At 66.7% G+C, this 18,144-nt stretch carries 14 protein-coding genes; 6 read left to right on the top strand and 8 right to left on the bottom strand.

Annotation, left to right across the window (positions count from 1 at the left end; all coding sequences use genetic code 11):
• Positions 1-19: 19 nt before the first annotated feature.
• A complete protein-coding gene (locus tag ACQUQF_RS12645; protein ID WP_435179324.1) occupies positions 20-3,439 on the bottom strand; it encodes a PKD domain-containing protein in 3,420 nt (1,139 codons plus the stop codon).
• A gap of 237 nt (positions 3,440-3,676) precedes the next feature.
• On the opposite strand from ACQUQF_RS12645, the gene ACQUQF_RS12640 reads away from it, so the two are divergent.
• On the top strand, positions 3,677-5,581 hold the full coding sequence (locus ACQUQF_RS12640) for a 2-oxoacid:acceptor oxidoreductase subunit alpha (RefSeq protein WP_435179322.1): 1,905 nt from the start codon (positions 3,677-3,679) through the stop codon (positions 5,579-5,581).
• Position 5,582: 1 nt separating this feature from the next.
• Positions 5,583-6,518: a thiamine pyrophosphate-dependent enzyme gene (locus ACQUQF_RS12635; RefSeq protein ID WP_435179320.1), complete on the top strand. Its 936-nt coding sequence runs from the start codon at positions 5,583-5,585 to the stop codon at positions 6,516-6,518.
• On the opposite strand, the gene ACQUQF_RS12630 is transcribed toward ACQUQF_RS12635, so the two are convergent.
• Complete coding sequence (locus ACQUQF_RS12630; RefSeq protein ID WP_435179318.1) at positions 6,491-6,871, bottom strand: hypothetical protein; 381 nt, start codon at positions 6,869-6,871, stop codon at positions 6,491-6,493. The genes ACQUQF_RS12635 and ACQUQF_RS12630 overlap by 28 nt on opposite strands.
• Positions 6,872-7,208: 337 nt before the next feature.
• Here ACQUQF_RS12630 and lrpA1 point away from each other — a divergent pair, with 337 nt between their 5' ends.
• On the top strand, positions 7,209-7,637 hold the full coding sequence (gene lrpA1 / locus ACQUQF_RS12625; protein ID WP_435179316.1) for an HTH-type transcriptional regulator LrpA1: 429 nt from the start codon (positions 7,209-7,211) through the stop codon (positions 7,635-7,637).
• A gap of 243 nt (positions 7,638-7,880) precedes the next feature.
• Here lrpA1 and ACQUQF_RS12620 read toward each other — a convergent pair whose 3' ends face one another.
• The gene (locus ACQUQF_RS12620) at positions 7,881-9,038 is read right to left on the bottom strand and encodes a pyridoxal phosphate-dependent aminotransferase (protein ID WP_435179314.1); all 1,158 of its coding nucleotides are present in this window, start codon (positions 9,036-9,038) and stop codon (positions 7,881-7,883) included.
• 113 nt (positions 9,039-9,151) lie between these two features.
• Between ACQUQF_RS12620 and ACQUQF_RS12615 the strand changes: the two genes are divergently transcribed.
• Positions 9,152-9,697: an SRPBCC family protein gene (locus ACQUQF_RS12615; protein WP_435179312.1), complete on the top strand. Its 546-nt coding sequence runs from the start codon at positions 9,152-9,154 to the stop codon at positions 9,695-9,697.
• Here ACQUQF_RS12615 and ACQUQF_RS12610 read toward each other — a convergent pair.
• From ACQUQF_RS12610 to ACQUQF_RS12595, 4 genes are all read right to left on the bottom strand, one after another.
• Positions 9,668-10,909, bottom strand: coding sequence for a tripartite tricarboxylate transporter permease (locus ACQUQF_RS12610; protein WP_435179310.1), 1,242 nt, complete (start codon positions 10,907-10,909; stop codon positions 9,668-9,670). The genes ACQUQF_RS12615 and ACQUQF_RS12610 overlap by 30 nt on opposite strands.
• Positions 10,910-11,045: 136 nt before the next feature.
• On the bottom strand, positions 11,046-11,390 hold the full coding sequence (rpl12p, locus tag ACQUQF_RS12605) for a 50S ribosomal protein P1 (RefSeq protein WP_435179308.1): 345 nt from the start codon (positions 11,388-11,390) through the stop codon (positions 11,046-11,048).
• 24 nt (positions 11,391-11,414) lie between these two features.
• Positions 11,415-12,461: a 50S ribosomal protein L10 gene (locus tag ACQUQF_RS12600; protein ID WP_435179306.1), complete on the bottom strand. Its 1,047-nt coding sequence runs from the start codon at positions 12,459-12,461 to the stop codon at positions 11,415-11,417.
• A gap of 1 nt (position 12,462) precedes the next feature.
• A complete protein-coding gene (locus ACQUQF_RS12595) occupies positions 12,463-13,101 on the bottom strand; it encodes a 50S ribosomal protein L1 (protein WP_435179304.1) in 639 nt (212 codons plus the stop codon).
• Positions 13,102-13,279: 178 nt separating this feature from the next.
• Here ACQUQF_RS12595 and ACQUQF_RS12590 point away from each other — a divergent pair, with 178 nt between their 5' ends.
• Entirely contained in the window at positions 13,280-14,002 is a 723-nt protein-coding gene (locus ACQUQF_RS12590) for a hypothetical protein (RefSeq protein ID WP_435179302.1), read from the top strand.
• 38 nt (positions 14,003-14,040) lie between these two features.
• Here the strand turns inward: ACQUQF_RS12590 and ACQUQF_RS12585 are convergent, their stop codons facing one another.
• On the bottom strand, positions 14,041-15,129 hold the full coding sequence (locus ACQUQF_RS12585) for a pyridoxal-phosphate-dependent aminotransferase family protein (protein ID WP_435179300.1): 1,089 nt from the start codon (positions 15,127-15,129) through the stop codon (positions 14,041-14,043).
• A 387-nt stretch (positions 15,130-15,516) separates the two neighbouring features.
• Between ACQUQF_RS12585 and ACQUQF_RS12580 the strand changes: the two genes are divergently transcribed.
• The gene (locus ACQUQF_RS12580) at positions 15,517-18,132 is read left to right on the top strand and encodes a methyl-accepting chemotaxis protein (protein ID WP_435179298.1); all 2,616 of its coding nucleotides are present in this window, start codon (positions 15,517-15,519) and stop codon (positions 18,130-18,132) included.
• The last annotated feature ends 12 nt before the right edge of the window (positions 18,133-18,144 follow it).

Raw genomic sequence — 18,144 nt, 5'->3', positions numbered from 1 at the left:
GAAACTTAAATTTTTGTTGTTAGATATCGCATGTAGAGTTGTGCTTGCAGGAGTTCTCTCCTTGGTTAATACCTTGTAGATTTAACTGTATCTCCTGACGATCCACTGCACCGTTATAGGTAAACACCTCAGTTTGTTCGGGAATACGTTTCATCGTCCACTCGCCGGTTCGCGGATTGAAATATCTTTCTACGAGAACACCACTAACTGTGCCGGAGGTTCTAACGACGTTTTCTGCGTTCTCGTAGTTCGGTGCTTCAAACTGATCAACCTCCGTCTTGTTGAGGACCCAGATGGTCTTGTTCCGCGCCCGTCCGAGCCGTACTCCGTCGTTGGAATTGGCCTTCCGAATCGCAGACATTCGATCGTCTGTCGTAGAGGCTACTTTCCACTCGTACTTTGCCGGACTCACTTGCTTTTGCCGTTCTGCTTCGTACAGCGTGACGAGGCTCGTATGTCTGTTCTTCTCGGCGATTTCATACTGCGTCTTTTGCGTTTCCTCCTCAACTTTTACACGTCTCGTCTTCCCCGTGAAGTGATGATGCGGGTCGGTCGGGAAGGGCGACCAGTACGTCTTCGTTTGTGTGACTGTGTAGGTGTACGTTTCCGTGGTCGGGTAGCGGTACGTTTCGTATGTTTCGTACGTGTACGTCTCCGTGACCTCAGTACACGCGAACGTTCCATGACACCGGGTCACGGTGTGCGTTCCGGTGTGAGTAACGGTCACCGTTCTCGTCTCCCAGTCGGTCCTCGTGTCCGTCTTCTCGACCTCTTGTTCGTACTCGTACTGCTTATCGGTTCGATATTTGGCGGGATCTACAACCTGACGGGTGTCCCCCGTGAACTCCCCGTTCCACAGGTTGGAATCGCGCCATTTCGATTGGACGCTATCGCGCCAATGCGTCTCGGTTTCTGTTCTGGTGACCTCTCGAAGGTTCGTCCCGGATGCAGTCCACTCTGAGGCGAGGAAGATGTCTCTAATACGCTTCGACGAGAAGTTTCTCGTCACAGTCTCGTACTTCGCGTCCTGTACTTGAACTCGTCTCTCGAGAACGAATTCGGGTTTGTATTCTCTCTCTTCTAGGTCGTATCCCTGAGAGATGTACCTATCGCGCTCCTCTCTAGACTCAACGGTGACTTTACGAGTTCGTTTCTTCTCGATGTGGTAGGTCAAGTCCGTCACGGTGGGGTCTGACCAGTAATGCCCATCCTTGACCAACACACTCACGGCAGGGAACGATACTTCGCTCTCTTTGCGCCGATTCTCCTTGTTGTACACGGTAACGGTAGGACGTTGCTCAACGAGTGCTGATGCCGGAATCTCGACGATTCCGACGTAGCGTCGAGCGTACTCCGTCGGTTCTGAATGCTCACTGTCGGGTGCCTTGACCGTCTCCCACTTCACCACGTCTGCCTTCGGCAGCGACGTCGAAATACCGATTTGGAGGTCGTCGTAGTAAGTTTGCTTTGAGAGATGGTATGCGTCTGTCTTGACTCGTAGGCGTACTTCATCACCGGGATAATACGGCCCTTCAGTCACAACCTCCTTTGACGATATTTCCGGAATAAAGTAATTCAGGAAGTCGAAGTTACGCTTCGTTTGTAAATCGTATCCGTCCTCGATGATACTTGCTGCTCTCTCGTATGCACGGAATTTTGCGGTCGTATTATCCGGTTTCGTCGGAGTTGCACCGTACTTCCAGATGTACTTGAGATCCGTCTTGTCGGGATCGAACGAACTGCTTGCATTTACGAGAATTCCGTGGTCTCTTGTGATGTATTCCTTTGTACCGTCGTTAATAACATCTAAACGGAGTTCCGGTTTACTAGGTGTTACTTGAAAACTACTGATATTAGAACCATCCCAGTCTACTTGTTCAAATTTTGTGTCAAATACCATCCTTGGATGATAGTGCTTTGGAATTTGTCCACCCCAGGAAGAGTAGACAATGAGTTGAGATTTCTGCTCAGAGAATTTCTTCTCTTGGCTTAATTTTATCAGATTTTTAGAACTATGTCGTAAATTAACGGTGGCATTCCCCTTGTCGACCCCATTCAGATCAATCTTCAGGACGTGATGCGCCTTGTACCGACTCGGGTCGATGCGCTCGTGATACGAATCGACAGGCCCGTTGACGAACTCCGACCGGACGATCTCCGGTTCTTTCACCGGCTCGATGTACCTGCTCGTTCGGGTCGTCTGTCCGCGTTCGTCGATTGCGACGACGGTCACGCGGTACCGCTTTCCGGGCGTGAAATCGTAGTGCCAGAACGACAGCAACTGCCTGGCTCCGGTCCGGGAGCGATACTGCTGGCGAGCCCTCGACTCGGTCGTCGCCACCGTCTCTCCAGCGACCTCGACGCGGACCAGTTCGAGGTTCTCGTAGCCGTCGGATCCGCCGACGGTCCCCGAAATCGAGCCGAACCGTTCGAGTGACTCGACGGACACGTTCGGCGCCGGGTCCGCGACGACGGTGGTACTGCCGTCGGCGAACGTCGCGACGTTCTGGGAGCCGTCGACGTACGTGACCACGGCGTAGAGTTCGTGTTCGCCCGGCTCCCAGCTCCGGCGAAGGGTGGTTCCCGTGCCGATTCGAGTCGAGGTGTTGCGCCACGTGACGGATCGGACGCTGGCCGACGACACGTCCAGGCGAACGTCGTACCGACCCTGAAGCGGTCTCGTTCCCGTCACAACCGTATCGCCGTCGACGACTGGCGCGGCGCGCTCGGCGATGGCAGTGGACGAGTTCGGGTCCCGCTCACGCCACGTCGGCGGCGTATCCGGTTCGGGGGTGACCGAGATGCCGAGCGATGCCGTGTCCGACTGACCGTCGACGTCGTAGACGGTCGCAGTGATCGTCCTCTCGCCTGCGGTGGGAAACCGCCTCGCCACCGTGTCGGACCGCTGATCTGCCGAGAGCGTGTGGTTGGCGAACGGCGTGCCGTCGACGGTCCAGACGACGTAGTCCAGCGCGGCGGCCCCGGCGTCGAGGTCCGCCGTGAGGTTCACCGTCGACCCGGCGGTCGGTCGGGTCGGTCCTGAGAGAGAAATTGAGGGGTCCGTCCCGGGGGATACCACGACGTAGAGCGTGTCTGAACTTTCCGCACCGTTGTCGTCCGTGACTGTGAGCGTGACGCGGTACCGGCCCGTCTCGGTCGGCGTGAACCGTGTGCGAGCGCAGTCGGGGCAGTCGGGCGTGATCTCGTTCCCGTCCGGCGTCCGTATCGACCACCTGTAGTGTCGGATGCGTCCGTCCGGGTCGCGTGAACCCGTACCGTCGAGGAGGACGGTCGCGCCCTTCGTCACGTCCTGGTCGAGTCCCGCGTCTGCGAGCGGTGCCTCGTTCGCGAACGCGGTGTCAGTTCGCGGCAACGCCGCGGTTCCAGTGGCTACCGAGACGAATACTACCAGCAGAGCCGCCGATATCCATTTCAGCATGCGAATACTTTCTACCCTCATGGCTTATAAAATACATGTTTGAAGTAAGATAATGTAAAGAGGAACCGAGACAGAATTCGGCCGACGAAGCGGGCGTCGCAAGAGGTGGAAAACCAGTAAGAAACCCGCCATTACCGCCGATTCCTCATGAACAATCCTTGCTAATCTATAGCAAAGGCTTTACTGATTCACTCACCTATCTTGACCTACTGGCCCAAACGGCCGTGAGCTACGAATATGACTGACGACGAACTTATCTGGCGAATCGCGGGCGGTTCCGGAGACGGGATCGACTCGACGAGCCAGAACTTCGCCAAGGCGCTGATGCGCTCTGGCCTGAACGTCTTCACGCACCGCCACTATCCGTCGCGCATCCGGGGCGGTCACACGTACGTGGAGATTCGGGCCAAGGACGAGCCGGTAAAGTCCCGAGGAGACAACTACAACTTCCTGCTCGCGCTGGGCGACAGCTTCGCCCGGAACCCCCAGGAGGAGGCCTACTACGGCAACGAGGAGATCAAGCCGCTGTCGGAGAACCTCGACGAGCTCCGCGAGGGCGGCGTCATCGTCTACGACGCCGGGCTGCTCGACACCGACGAGATCGAGAACTTCGACCAGCGCGTCGAGGAGAACGACTGGCACGTGTACGACCTCGACCTGCGCGGCCTCGCCAAGGAGCACGGCCGCGAGGTCATGCGTAACACCGCCGGCGTCGGCGCGACCGCGGCGCTGCTCGACATGGAGCTCGAGCACATCGAGGGCCTGATGGAGGACGCCATGAGCGGCGACGTGCTGGAGGCCAACCTCCAGATCCTCCGGGAGGCCTACGAGTCGGTGAACGAGGACTACGAGCACACCCACGACCTCCGCGCCCCGACCGGCAGCCACGACGAGGAGCCGGTGCTGGTCTCGGGCTCGCACGGCATCTCGTACGGCGCGCTCGACGAGGGCTGTCGGTTCATCTCGGGCTACCCGATGACCCCGTGGACCGACGTGTTCACTATCATGACCCAGCACCTGCCGGAGATGGGCGGCATCTCCGAGCAGGTCGAGGACGAGATCGCGGCGGCGTCGCTGGCGATCGGCGCGAGCCACGCCGGCGCGAAGGCGATGTCCGGCTCGTCGGGCGGCGGGTTCGCGCTGATGTCCGAACCGCTCGGCCTCGCCGAGATCACCGAGACGCCCATCGTGCTCGTCGAGGCGATGCGGGCCGGCCCCTCGACCGGGATGCCGACCAAGCCCGAGCAGGGCGACTTAGAGCACGTCCTGTACACGAGCCAGGGCGACTCGAACCGCGTCGTGTTCGCGCCGGGCGACCCGGCGGAGTGCTACGAGCAGACCCGCAAGGCGTTCGAGATCGCGTACAACTACCAGATCCCGGCCATCGTCCTCTACGACCAGAAGCTCTCGGGCGGCCACCAGACCGTCCCGGAGGGCGTCTTCGACGAGGAGCCCAACCCCGACCTCGGCAGCGTCGTGACCGAGCAGGACCTCGAGGACGCGGTCCAGGAGGCCGGCCGGTTCAAGCGGTACATGTACGACGACGAGGAGGGCAGCGGCTTCGGCGGCGTCAGCCGCCGGTCGCTCCCCGGCCAGAAGGGCGGGAACTTCCTCGCGTCGGGCAACGAGCACAACGAGGTCGGCCACATCAGCGAGGACCCCGACAACCGCACCATCCAGATGAACCGCCGGATGGCCAAGCTCGACGCCATCCGCGAGGAGCTCGACGAGAACTCGGACCACCAGCCGGTCTACGGCCCCGAGGACGCCGAGTACGGCATCCTCAGCTTCGGGTCGACCAAGGGCGTCGTCGAGGAAGCGGTCGACCAGCTCAACGAGTCGGGTCACTCGGTCAAGTCGATGAACGTCAGCGACATCATGCCGTTCCCCAAGGACGAGGTGACCGCGTTCCTCGAGGACGTCGACGAGGCGCTCGTCGTCGAGATGAACGCGTCGGCCCAGTTCCGCCGGCACGTCCAGGGCCAGCTCGGCCGCTTCGGCGAGAAGCTGTACAGCCTGCTCAAGTACGACGGCAACCCCTTCGAGCCCCGGGAGGTCGTCTCCGGCTTCGAGAGCCGGCTCGGCGGGGAGGCCGACCTGAGCCAGTACAACGTCCGCATCGAGTCCGCGACGGGTGATTAACATGAGTGCATTCAACGCAATCGGCGAGGAGCGCGAAATCGACAGAGACGAGTTCACCCCCGAGATCGAACCCCAGGCGACGTGGTGTCCGGGCTGCGGCGATTTCGGCGTCCTGAAGGCGCTGAAGCAGGCGATGCCCGAAGTCGGTCGCAACCCCGAGGAGACCCTGCTGGTCACGGGCATCGGCTGCTCCGGGAAGCTCTCGAGCTACTTCCGGAGCTACGGGTTCCACTCCATCCACGGCCGGGCCCTGCCGGTCGCCCGCGCCGCCAAGATGGCCAACCCCGACCTCGAGGTCATCGCGGCGGGCGGCGACGGCGACGGCTACGGCATCGGCGGGAACCACTTCATGCACACCGCCCGCGAGAACCACGACATGACCTACATCGTCTTCGACAACGAGATCTTCGGGCTGACGAAGGGCCAGACGTCCCCGACCAGCCCGAAGGGCCACAAGTCGAAGACCCAGCCCCACGGCAGCGCCAAGCAGCCCGTGCGACCGCTGTCGCTGGCGCTGACCTCCGGGGCCTCGTACGTCGCCCGGACCGCGGCGGTCAACCCCAACCAGGCCAAGGAGATCCTCGCGGAGGCGATGGAGCACGACGGGTTCGCCCACGTCGACTTCCTGACCCAGTGTCCGACCTGGAACAAGGACGCCAAGCAGTACGTCCCGTACATCGACGTGCAGGACAGCGACGACTACGACTTCGACATCACCGACCGCGGCGAGGCGTCGGAGATGATGCAGGAGGCCGAGAACGCCCTCTACGAGGGGACGGTCCTCACGGGTCGATTCTACCAGGACACCGACCGGCCGTCCTACCAGCAGGAGAAGCAGGCCACGGGCGACATGCCCGAGGAGCCGCTGGCCGAGCGGTACTTCGACGAGGACTACGAGTGGGAGCGCAGCTACGACCTGCTCGACCGCCACAAGTAAGCCGCGTTCGGCGGCCCGGCCGTTTCATCGCTTTTTCGCGCTACTGACCAGCGGACCACTCCCTCTCGTCGGGAGCGTAGCCTCCAGCCCCTTTCCTTCCGTCCTCGCTCCGACGAGGTTCGGTTCACCCTCTCTCTTCGTCGTCTTCTCCGGCCTTCCTCCGCCTTCTCCGCTTTCGCCTCCGCCTGTTCAACTTTCTCCGCTTTCGCCTCCGCCTGCTCAACCTTTTCCACTTTCCTCTCCGCCTGCTCAACCCTCTTCACCTTCGCCGCCCTCTCCTCCTTCTCCGCCCTCTCCACCTTCTCCACCTTCTCCACCTTCGCCACCCTCCCCGCCTTCTCCGCCTTCGCCACCTTCTCCGCCCTCGCCGCCACCGCCGGGCAACCCGCACCCGGCGAGGGCAGTGGCGACTCCGGCGAGCGAGACCTGCAGGAATCGACGTCGCGAGCGTCGTGCCATACCGCGGAGACGGTCCGCCGTGCCGAAAAGGGTGGACATCGTTCCACCGCGACGACGGCCACCGTCCCACCGCGTTCGACCGGTTGCAGTCGTCGGCCCGTCGTAACGGGTCGTTCCGCGTTCCGTCGACGCGACGGGCCGTCCCAGCCCGGTCGAACGCGCGTTCGGTCGGAACGCAAACCGTTTTCCCATTCGGAAGGTATTTTTTCCCGTATCCGAAATACACTGGTAATGAGCACGCAGTCCACGGAGGACCGGATCCTGTCGGTCCTCGAGGAGGACGCCCAGGCGTCCTACGCCGAGATCGCCGAACGGGCGAACGTCTCGAAGCCCACGGTCCGCAAGTACATCGAGAAGCTCGAGGACGAGGGGGTCATCGTGGGGTACTCCGCCGAGATCGACCCGAAGAAGCTCTCCAGCAAGTCCATCGCGCTGGTCGGCATCGACGTCGCCAGCGAGGAGTACGTCGACGCGACCCGCGAACTCAAGGAGCTCGACGAGGTCGAGACCCTCTACTCCTCGTCGGGCGACCACATGCTCATGGCCGAGGTCCGGGCGGCCGACGGCGACGCCGTCGGCGAGGTCATCAGCGAGAAAATCCTGGACGTCGAGGGCGTGACCGCGGCCCACCCGTCGTTCCTCCAGGAGCGCCTGAAGTAACTCGCGGGTTCAGGGACGCCGTACCGTGACGGGAGTCGTTCGCTCGGTTCCCGAGCCCCGCGGTTGTAACTCGAAGCGGCGGAGAACCGGACCGGCGACGGAGACGGCGACGAGGACTGCGTACGCCGACACCGACGAAGCGGACTGCGACGCGTCGCTGTTGTTCTGGGCCACGTGACATCGACGCCAGCCGAGACCAGACGCCCAATCGGCTGTCCCGGTCTCGACTCCCGGTTCGCGGTCTCAGTCCGCCGGCGAGAGCTCGACGCTCGCGAGCGCGCGCTGGATGCGCTCGGACGCCTCGGCCAGCCGCTCGGCGCTGTTGGCGTACGACACCCGCAGGCACTCCTCGGCGTTCGTCCCGAAGTCCGGACCGGGGGTCATCGCCACGCCCGCCTCCTCGAGGAAGAAGTCCGCGGCGTCGAACGCGTCGCCGGGCAGGTCGCTCACGTCGATCAGCAGGTAGTACGCGCCGCCGGGCGTGTACCCCATGCTCAGCCCCCAGTCCTCGACCTCGCTCACGAGGTAGTCCCGGCGCTCGCGGTAGGTGTCCCGGACCTCGTCGAGGAAGTCCGCGCCCGACTCCAGCGCCGCGACGCCGCCCGACTGGACGAAGTTGGGCGCACAGATGAGGGTGTTCTGGGCGATTCGGTTGACGTGGCCGACGTAGTCGGGCGGCGCGACCATCCAGCCGAGCCGCCAGCCGGTCATGGCGAACCGCTTCGAGAAGCCGTCGAGCACGAAGGCGTCGTCGGTGAACTCCAGCACCGAGCGGTCCTCACCCTCGTAGGTCAGCCCGTGGTACACCTCGTCGGCGACCACGGTGGCGTCGTTCTCGCCGGCCAGGTCGACCAGTTCCTCGAGCGTCGACCCCTCCAGCACCGCGCCGGTCGGGTTCGCGGGCGAGTTGAGCAGCAGCGCCTCGGTCTCCGGGCTCAGGACGCGGTCGAACTCGCTCACCCGCGGCCGGAACCCCTCGTCGGCCGACAGCGGGACCGTCGAGATGCGCCCGCCGGTCTGGCGGACGAAGTTGGGGTAGCAGGCGTAGTACGGGTCGGTCAGCACCACCTCGTCGCCGGGGTCGATCAGCGTCGAGAACGCCAGCAGCAGCGCGGGCGACGACCCGGAGGTGACGACGATGCGCTCGGGGTCGACGTCCACGCCGTAGCGCCGGTCGTAGTAGGCCGCGATGGCCCGCCGGAGCTCCGGCTTGCCCCGCGAGGAGGTGTAGCCCGTCTCGCCTGCGCGGAGCGCCGCGACTGCCGCCTCGGTGACCGCTGCCGGGGTGTCGAAGTCGGGTTCGCCCACCTCGAGGTGCACCACGTCGTCCATGCGGTTGGCCCGTTCGAGCACGTCCATCGCGGCGAACGGGGTCGTCCGAGTCGCGCGCTCCGAAACCATGTGGAATGGGAAGACGGTGCGGGAATATAAACCCTCGATGTGACAGTCAGTATTTGCCGGACGCCCCTGTCGCCGCCCCGGGAGTTTTGTCTCCGGTGGCACTACTTTCGACCGTGCCTACCTACCAGCGCGAGGTCCGGGTCGACGTGCCGCTCGACGACGTCTGGGAGTTCCACTCCCGGATCGGGGGACTGGAGGCGCTCACGCCCGACTGGATGCGCCTCCGAGTCGAGCGCGTCTGCGGGCCGGACGGCGAGGAGCGCGACGCCGACGCGAAACTGGAGGCGGGGTCCGAGATCGACATGTCGATGCGGCCGTTCGGCGTCGGGCCCCGCCAGCGGTGGACGTCGCGCATCGTCCGAAGCGAGGTCGACGAAGGTACCGCCGTCTTCGAGGACGTGATGAACGACGGCCCGTTCCCCGCGTGGCGTCACTCCCACCAGTTCTACGCCGTCGACGAGCGCACCACCCTCGTCCGCGATCGCGTGGAGTACGAACTCCCGATCGTCGGCGGCCTGCTCGGCCAGCTCGGCCGGTTAGGATTCGAGCCGATGTTCCGCGACCGCCACCGCCGGACGAAGCGGATTCTCGAAACCGACGGCCCGACCGACCGGCGAGCCGCCGAGGGCTCACGCGCCGACGATCAGCGGCCCGAGTAACACCCCCATCAGGTGGACCCGGCGCGCCCCGTACCGCGCCGGCACCAGCCCGACCAGCGTCGCCACCCCGAAGACGGCGATCCCGACGCCGCCGGCGAACAGCCAGCTCAATCCGGCCAGCAGGGCGAGCACGCTCGCCGAGAGGCGAACCTGGTCGATCGCGCCCGCCGCCCGGAGGTAGCGGTCGCCCACGCCGAGCACCAGCAGGAACCCCGCCACTCCGGCGACGCCGGCGGCGGCGAGCAGCAGCGGGAGGTTGACGGGGGCGTTCGCCTCCCGGAGCGCGACCATGACGCCGGTCCGGGGCGCGCCGAGCGCCGCGAGCGCGAACAGCGCGAAGACGGTGTTGGCGGTGTTGACCCCGCTGGTGGTCACCACGAACCCGCGGGCGCCGGTCGACCCCGGGACGACCGCCAGCGCCAGCACCGCCGCGACGGCGGCCGAGACGCCCGGGAGGTAGCCCACGACCGCGCCAGCGACGCTGCCGGTCAGCGCCGTGACGGCGACCGACCGCCGGGAGGTCGCGATCTCGGCGTCGGCCTGCTCGGGGACGCCCGACCCGGCGCAGGCCTCGACCAGGACCGGTGCGCCGAACAGGCCGGCGAACAGCGGCGTGAGCATCCCGCCCGCGTCGAGCGGTGCGGCGGGCGTGAGGTCGAGGGTCGCGTACCCCAGCGTCGCGCTCCCGAGGAAGGCGGCCCCGCCGCCCAGCGTCGCCCGGAGCGACCCCTCGGTCAGCAGCAGGAAGGCGACGACAGCGCCGAGGACGACCGGGAGGTGGGCCCGCACCGCGGGGTAGGCGGCGGTCATCGCGCGGGTGACCGGCACCGCCAGCGGGACCGCGAACGCGACCGCGAGTCCGCTGCCCAGCGCCGAGAGCCGGACCGCCTCCCGGCCGCGGCCGGCGACAACGAGGCGGTGGCCCGGCAGCGCGGTGGCGGCCATCGCGGCGTCGGGCACCCCGAGCGCCAGCGCCGGCACCGCGTCGAGGAACGAGTGGACCACGCCGGCGGCCAGCATCGCCGCGCCGACGAGTCGCGGCGGGCCCGGCACCGCGGGTGCGACCGACGCCAGCATGAGCGCGAGGTTGTTGACGTGGAGGCCCGGCGTCAGCCCGCTGAGCGCGCCGAGCGCGACGCCGCCGAGGACGAACGCCAGCGCCGCGGCCGACGCTCCGACTTCGAGTCCGACTCGGACGCCGAGTGCCTCCATCGGGGCACTCTCGTCCCGCTTTCCGGTTTAAAGGTTCGTGCGCATAGCCAGAGGGTCCGCGGGCTTCCACGTCACAGCGCGGCCGCTACCCGGTAGCGCGCGAAAGAAAAATCCGGTTCGGGGGCGTGGAGCCGACTCAGCCGAAGAGCTCGCCGAGGCCCTCGCCGCTGGCCTCGTCCTCTTCGTCTTCCTCTTCTTCCTCGGCGGCCTCTTCCTCTTCGGCCTCCTCGTCGCCGCCTTCCTCGCCACCGGCAGCGCCGCCCTCGGCGGCAGCGCCGCCCGCGGCGGCACCGCCGGCGGGCACGGCAGCGGCCTGCTCGACGGCCTCGTCGATGTCGACGTCCTCGAGCGCGGCGACGAGCGCCTTGACGCGGGACTCCTCGACGTCGACGCCGGCGGCGTCGAGCACGTTGGTGAGGTTCTCCTCGTTGATCTCTTCGCCCGATTCGTTCAGGATGAGTGCAGCGTAAACGTATTCCATTGTTGTAGTCTGAAGGTTCGTTGGTTATCCGAACATCACGCCGAGACCCTCGCCGCCCGCGGAGTCGTCGTCATCGTCGTCCTCCTCGTCGGCGTCGGCCTCGTCGGCGTCGGATTCGGTTTCTTCGTCGCTCGATTCGTCCTGGCTCTCGGCCTCGGCGCCCGCCGCGGGCGCCTCGACGTCGGCGAGCTCGTCAGGCAGCGCCTCCTCGTCGTCGATCTGCGCGGCGAGCGCGCGGAGCTGGGCGTCGGCCTTGGACACGAGGTCCGGCACGACGTCCGGGCTCTCGATCTCGGCCTGCAGCCCGAGGCTCTTGGCCTCGCCGGTCGCCTTCTGGACGAGCGTCGGCGTGGTCTGAGCCGTCGGGAAGACCGCGTTGACCGAGAGGTTCCGGGCGCGGGCCGCCGCGGCCTCGACGTCGGCGCGGTACTCCTCGACGTCGATGGCAAGCTCGTCGGCCTCGAACAGCACGCCGTCGGAGTAGACCGCCTCGAGGTCCAGGCCCACTTCCTTGGGCTCCATGCCGAGCTCCGAGAGGACGTTGGCCACGTCGTCGGAGACCTCCTCGCCCTCCTCGACGACGAGGCTGTCCTCGGTGACGTGGATCGACCCCTCCATGATGCGGGCCGCCGCACCGATGGACTGGAGCTCGCCCACGAACGGGCCCGGGTCGACGCCCGTGTCGCCCTCGGGGATGACGATGTCGTTGGGCGCGACCTCGCCGGCGCCGATGGGCGCCGGGCTCTTGGACTCCTCGAGCTGCTTGTACAGCCCGAAGGGGTTGTCGTTGGTGCCGATGAGTCCGACCTCGCCGGCCACGTACTCCTTGAGCTCCTCCACGCCCTCGTCGACCTCGTCGAGGGCCCGGTTGAGCAGCGTGTTCCGGCTGATCCGGAGCTCGGCGCTGCCGTGGAGGTTGCGCCGCATCGTCTGGAGCTGGCGCGACGGGATGCCCGTCACGTTGACGATGCCGACGCTGCTGTACCCCTCGATGAGGTCGACGATGTCGTCGACCTCCTCGCGCTTCCACTGGGGGATGGTCTCGGTCTTGCGTTCGGCTTCGGCTGACATCTTAGGCTACCTCCACGGCCGGGCCCATCGTCGTCTTGACGTAGACGTTGTCGATGTTGAGCGGCCCCTTCTCGAGGTTCGCTTCGAGCCGGCGGAGGATGACGTCGATGTTGTCCGAGATCTCCTCCGCGGACATGTCCTCCGCGCCGACGCGGGTGTGGAAGGTGCGCCGGTCGCCGCTCCGGAGCTGGACCGTGTTCTTCATCCGGTTGACGGTCTCGACGACGTCGTCGTCGGGCTGGAGCGGTTCGGGCATCTTCCCCCGCGGCCCGAGGATGGTCCCCAGGTACCGACCGATGTCTTGCATCAGCGACGCTTCGGCGATGAAGAAGTCGGTCTCGTCGGCGAGGTCCTTCGCCCGGTCGTCGTCGTCGCCGAGGTCTTCGAGGTCGTCGCCGTCGAAGACCTCGTCGGCCACGTCTTCGGCGCGGAGGGCGGTCTCGCCCTCCGCGAACACGACGATCTGGGTCTCCTGGCCGGTGCCGGACGGGAGAACCACGCTCTCGTCGACGCGGTTTGACGGTTCGTTCAAATCGAGGTCGCGCAGGTTAATCGCGAGGTCCACCGTTTCGCGGAAGTTCCGCTCGGGTGCATCCTCGAGTGCGCGAGAGACTGCTTGCTCTATCTCCTGATCTGCCATTGTTCACCTCCGTAGTACGCAGGACGCTCCTACGGGTCAGTGAAACAGGCGTAGCCTGTCTCGTTCCGAGAGAATGGTCATGCGAAACTTAAACCCGTCGAAGCAACGTCGTCCCCGGGCCCGAGACTCCCGCGTGCACGGCCGTAACGAGTTAGATAGGCGGCCCCCAACCCACGCCGTGGCCGAGACCGTCCTCGTCGCCCTCTCGCTCGCGCTCGCGGTCGTCCACCTGTTCGCCGGCCGGCTCGGCCTCCGCGCTGTCCCGCGGAGCTACTGGCTCTCCGGGGCGGGCGGCGTCTCGGTGGCCTACGTGTTCGTCCACGTCCTGCCGGAGCTCGGCGAGCGCCAGCGCGCCTTCGAGGCCGGCGCGGTCGGGCTCCTCGAGCACCACGTCTACCTGCTCGCGCTGGCCGGGTTCGCCGCCTTCTACGGGCTCGAACGGCTCGCGAGTCGGTCGGAGAGCCCCGAGACGGTCGGCGGCGAGCGGACCGAGACCTCCGCGGGCGTCTTCTGGCTCCACGTCGGCTCGTTCACGGCCTACAACCTGCTCATCGGCTACCTGCTGGTCCATCGCGAGGAGTCGGGGCCGGCGAGCCTCGCGCTCTTCGCGGTCGCGATGGGCCTGCACTTCGTGGTCAACGACCACGGGCTCCGGGAGCACCACCGCGACGCCTACGACGACACCGGCCGGTGGCTGCTCGCGGGCGGCGTCGTCGCCGGCACGGTCGTCGGCGTCGCGACCGCGGTGACCCCGGCCGCGGTGTCGGCGCTGTTCGCGTTCCTCGCCGGCGGCGTGATCCTCAACGTCGTCAAGGAGGAGCTCCCCGAGGAGCGCGAGAGCAACTTCTGGGCGTTCGGCGCCGGCGCCGCGGCGTACGCGGCGGTCCTGCTGCTGATTTGACGGCGTACCGCGCGGAAGAGCGGACCGGCAGCGCCCCGTCAGTCGAGGACCGCGGCCAGCGCGTCCATCGTGCGCTCGACGCGCTCGGGGTCGGCGTTGTAGCCCATGTGACCCACGCGGAGCACGTCGTCGGCCAGGTCGCCGAGTCCCGTCGAGAGGATCACGTCCCGCTCGTCGGCGAGCCGCCGCTGGAGGTCGCCGGCCCGGCCCTCGACCGCGAACGCGGTCACGGTCGGCGAGCACAGCGCCTCGTCGGCGGCGAACGGCTCCAGTCCGAGGTCGCGGCCGCGCTCGCGGCACTCCTCGGCAACCGACGCGTGGCGGTCGTACACCGACTCCAGCCCCTCGTCGAGCAGGCGGTCGAGCGACGCGTCCAGCGCGAAGAGGTTCGTGACCGAGTGGGTGTACGGCAGGTGGGGCGGCGAGTCCTCGGGAATCTCGACGTCCTGCCACGGTCCGAGGCTGGTGTAGAAGGTGTCCTGCTCGGTCGCCTCGACCTTCTCCCACGCCCGGTCGCTGACCGACAGCGTGGTCAGCCCCGGCGGCGAACTGAAGCACTTCTGGGAGGCGCCCAGACAGACGTCGATGCGGTCGGTCGGCACCGGAGTCCCGCCGAGCGACGAGACGGCGTCGACGACGGTCAGCACGCCCGCGTCCTGCAGCACTCCGAGCACCTCGTCGAGGTCGTTCAGGACGCCGGTGGGCGTCTCGCAGTGGACCATCGTGGCGACCTCGAAGTCCCCGTCTTCGACGCGTTTCTTCACCGCATCGACGTCGAACCCAGCGTCGGCGGGCGCGTCGTGGACGGTCGGCTCGCCGTCGTGCATCTCGACGAAGTCGGCGAACCCCTCGCCGAAGATGCCGTTGGCCAGGCACAGCACCTCGTCGCCGGGCGCGACCAGCGAAGCGACGGCGGCTTCCAGGCCGAGCATCCCCTCGCCGCTCAGCACCAGCACGTCGTCGTCGGTGTCGTAGACCCGCGCCAGTTTGTCGAGCAGGCTCCGGTAGAACGACGAGAACTCCGCCTCCACGTCGGGGTTGACGATGGGGCGGCTCGTCGCCTCCCGGACCTCGGGCGGGACGGCGGTCGGGCCGGGCGTCATCAGCAGTTCGTCGCGGTCTTCCATGGGTCGGGGTTCGGGGCCGACCCTCTAAACTGGTCGTGGTCCTGCGCCGCCACCGTCGAGTGAGCGAGGTGAGAGTTATCGAGGTACCAAGTGAGATATGTATAGAGGGCGAAGTATAGAGAGTGAAGTATCGAGAGAGTGAGGACCCGCGGTTCGGAACCTGCCACCGCTACACGGCGTACGGATAGAGTCAAGTATTAGACGTAGTTCCGGAACTGTCACTGCGCCCCCACCGATCCGCCGACCGCGACGCGATGGCCGGCAGTTCTCAGAGAAGTTCAGAGAGAGCGCCAGTTCCTGGCGAAAGGGACAGAATTGCCGCGTGAATCAGATGATTGAATCGGCAATCAGATTTATACCGAGGGTCTCGGAATGGTGAATACATAAATGGCCGATGAAAATAAAGGAGCGTCGACAGACGACGGAGCGTCGGCGGGACGGTCTCTGTGGAGCAGATTCGTCGCCGCGGTGACGCCGGCCCCGATCCGGCAGCGCTACGCGGTGAAGTTCACGGTCTCGATACTGCTGGTCGTGCTCGTCGTCGGGGCGGCGGGAGCGGTCACCTACGTCGACGCCAGGGAGATGGCCCGCGAGGAGGCGACCGCCGAAGTCGAGTCGACGGTTCGGCTCCAGGCCGACTCGCTGAGCGACTGGATCGCCGGGCTCCGGACCCAGACCCGGACGCTGTCGGCCCGGTCGTCGCTGGCGGCCGGCAACCGGACCGAGCAGCGCCGCCGGCTGGCCGCGGCGATGAACCGCTCTTCGAACGGGGTGCGGGCGATGTACCTGGTCGACACCGAGCGGGGCGTCGTCGCGGCGAGCACCCGCCGGACCGTCGAGGGCTGGTCGCTCGACCGCGTGGAGATGCCCTGGTCGAACGCGTCGGTGGCGGCGTCGTTCGACGGCGACGACGACGTCTGGACCTCCCACGCCTACGTCTCGAAGACCACGACGTGGACCGACGAGGACTCCCCGTGGTACACCGACGACCACGAGTACATGGCGGTCGCGAGCCCGGTCGCCGGCAGCGACGACACGTACCTGGTCGTCGCGGGCGGCATCGACGACCGGGTCCGCCGGCTCCACCAGCCGGCGACCAACCAGACGACCTGGATCGTCAACGAGGAGGGCCAGACCGTGCTGGAGAGCGGAGTGACGAACGTCTCCTCGGCGGGCCTGCTGGCCGACGGGGCGGGCGGAATCGCAGACGCCGGCGCCGCCGACGACGGCGATGGGACCGACCGTTCGGCGGTCAGCGTCCGGCAGCGGAACGGCTACGTGGTGGCCTACTCGCCGATCGAGGGCTCGAACTGGGTCGCGGCGACCGCGATACGCGAGCGGGAGGCGTTCGCGCTGAGCTCCGCGGTCGGCCGGAACATCGGCCTGCTCGTCGGCGCGTGCCTGGTCTCGCTGCTCGGCGTCGGCCTCGTCCTCGGCCGGCGGACCGTCCGCCCGCTGACCGACCTCCGCGAGCGGAGCCGGCGGATGGAGCAGGGCGACCTCGACGTGGCCCTCGAGACCAACCGGGAGGACGAGTTCGGTCGGCTCTACCGGGCGTTCGACGCCATGCGCGACGAGCTCCGCGACCAGATACGGACGACCGAGCGGCTCAACGACCACCTCGAGCGCAAGGCCGACGACTACCGCGAGGTGATGGAGGCGTGCGCCGACGGCGACCTCACCCGGCGGATGGACCCCGAGAGCGACAGCGAGGCGATGACCGCCATCGCCGAGTCGTTCAACGCGATGTTGGCCGACACCGAGGCCACGATGGCCGACCTGGCGGCGTTCGCCGACGAGGTCGCCGAGGCCAGCGAGGTCGTGACCGCCTCCTCCGAGGAGGTGTACGCGGCCAGCGAGCAGGTCACCGAGTCCGTCCAGGAGATCTCGGACGGCGCCGACGACCAGAACGACCGGCTCCAGACCGTCGGCGACGAGCTCGGCAGCCTGTCGGCGACCACCGAGGAGATCGCGGCCTCCTCCGACCAGGTCGCGTCCGTCGCGGCCGAGACCGCCGAGACCGGCCGGGAGGGCCGCGAGGCCGCCCAGGACGCGATCCGCGGGCTCGCCGAGATCGAGGCCGAGTCCGACGAGGCGGTCGCCGAGATCGAGCGCCTCGAGGACGAGGTGGCCGAGGTCGACGAGCTCGTCGAGTTCATCCGGGAGATCGCCACCCAGACCAACATGCTCGCGCTGAACGCCAGCATCGAGGTCTCGCGGTCGGGCACCGACGGCGGCAACCCCGAGGGGTTCGCGGCGGTCGCGAACAAGATCAAGGACCTCGCCGAGGAGGCCAAGATCGCCGCCGAGGACGTCGAGGACCGCCTCGACCGCATCAAGACCCAGACCGAGCGCACCGGCGCGGAGGTCCAGTCGGCCAGCGACCAGATCGCCGAGCACACCGACTCCATCGCCAGCGCGGTGGAGGCGCTCGGGGAGATCGCCGACTACGTCGAGGAGACCAACACCGGCGTCCAGAGCATCAGCGAGGCCACCGAGCGCCAGGCCGAGGCGACCGAGGAGGTCGTCTCGATGTTCGACGAGGTGGCGGCAATCAGCGAGTCGACGACCGAGGAGGCCTCGAACGTCGCGGCGGCCGCCGAGGAGCAGACAACCGCGCTCACCGCGGTCTCGCGGTCGGCCAGCGACCTGACTGCCCGGGCCGAGCGGCTGTCGGCGGCGCTCGACCGCTTCGAGACCGAGGTCGAGGGCGACGGGACGCTCGGCCGGGACGGCGACCTCACCGGCGAGGTCGCGTCCCCGGCCGAACTCGGCGTCTCCGACGACGTCGCCGCGGAGGACGGTCCCGCGGCCGAGAGCGACGTGGACACGGACGACGACCACGAGAACGACGGTGGAAGTGCGGATGTGGACGAGACCAACGGCGTGAGCGAGTCAGAGGCTGACAACACCGCCGAAGCCGACGACGCGGACGAATCGGAGGCCTCCGGCGGCGCTGATAACTCGGAAGGCCGCCGCGTCGAGTCGCCCGACCGGACGTAACCCGTCGCGAGG

This window comes from Halorussus sp. AFM4 (genome assembly GCF_051194995.1).
In the GTDB taxonomy this organism is placed as follows: domain Archaea; phylum Halobacteriota; class Halobacteria; order Halobacteriales; family Haladaptataceae; genus Halorussus.
The sequence above is the reverse complement of the archived record's forward strand: the minus strand, read 5'-3'. Positions and strand labels throughout refer to the sequence as shown.

Coding starts and splice junctions, on each gene's coding strand:
- ACQUQF_RS12635 (WP_435179320.1), top strand. CDS start 5,583: ATGAGTGCATTCAACGCAATCGGCGAGGAGCGCGAAATCGACAGAGAC.
- ACQUQF_RS12610 (WP_435179310.1), bottom strand. CDS start 10,909: ATGGAGGCACTCGGCGTCCGAGTCGGACTCGAAGTCGGAGCGTCGGCC.
- lrpA1 (WP_435179316.1), top strand. CDS start 7,209: ATGAGCACGCAGTCCACGGAGGACCGGATCCTGTCGGTCCTCGAGGAG.
- ACQUQF_RS12600 (WP_435179306.1), bottom strand. CDS start 12,461: ATGTCAGCCGAAGCCGAACGCAAGACCGAGACCATCCCCCAGTGGAAG.
- ACQUQF_RS12645 (WP_435179324.1), bottom strand. CDS start 3,439: ATGCTGAAATGGATATCGGCGGCTCTGCTGGTAGTATTCGTCTCGGTA.
- ACQUQF_RS12640 (WP_435179322.1), top strand. CDS start 3,677: ATGACTGACGACGAACTTATCTGGCGAATCGCGGGCGGTTCCGGAGAC.
- ACQUQF_RS12595 (WP_435179304.1), bottom strand. CDS start 13,101: ATGGCAGATCAGGAGATAGAGCAAGCAGTCTCTCGCGCACTCGAGGAT.
- rpl12p (WP_435179308.1), bottom strand. CDS start 11,390: ATGGAATACGTTTACGCTGCACTCATCCTGAACGAATCGGGCGAAGAG.
- ACQUQF_RS12580 (WP_435179298.1), top strand. CDS start 15,517: ATGGCCGATGAAAATAAAGGAGCGTCGACAGACGACGGAGCGTCGGCG.
- ACQUQF_RS12585 (WP_435179300.1), bottom strand. CDS start 15,129: ATGGAAGACCGCGACGAACTGCTGATGACGCCCGGCCCGACCGCCGTC.
- ACQUQF_RS12620 (WP_435179314.1), bottom strand. CDS start 9,038: ATGGTTTCGGAGCGCGCGACTCGGACGACCCCGTTCGCCGCGATGGAC.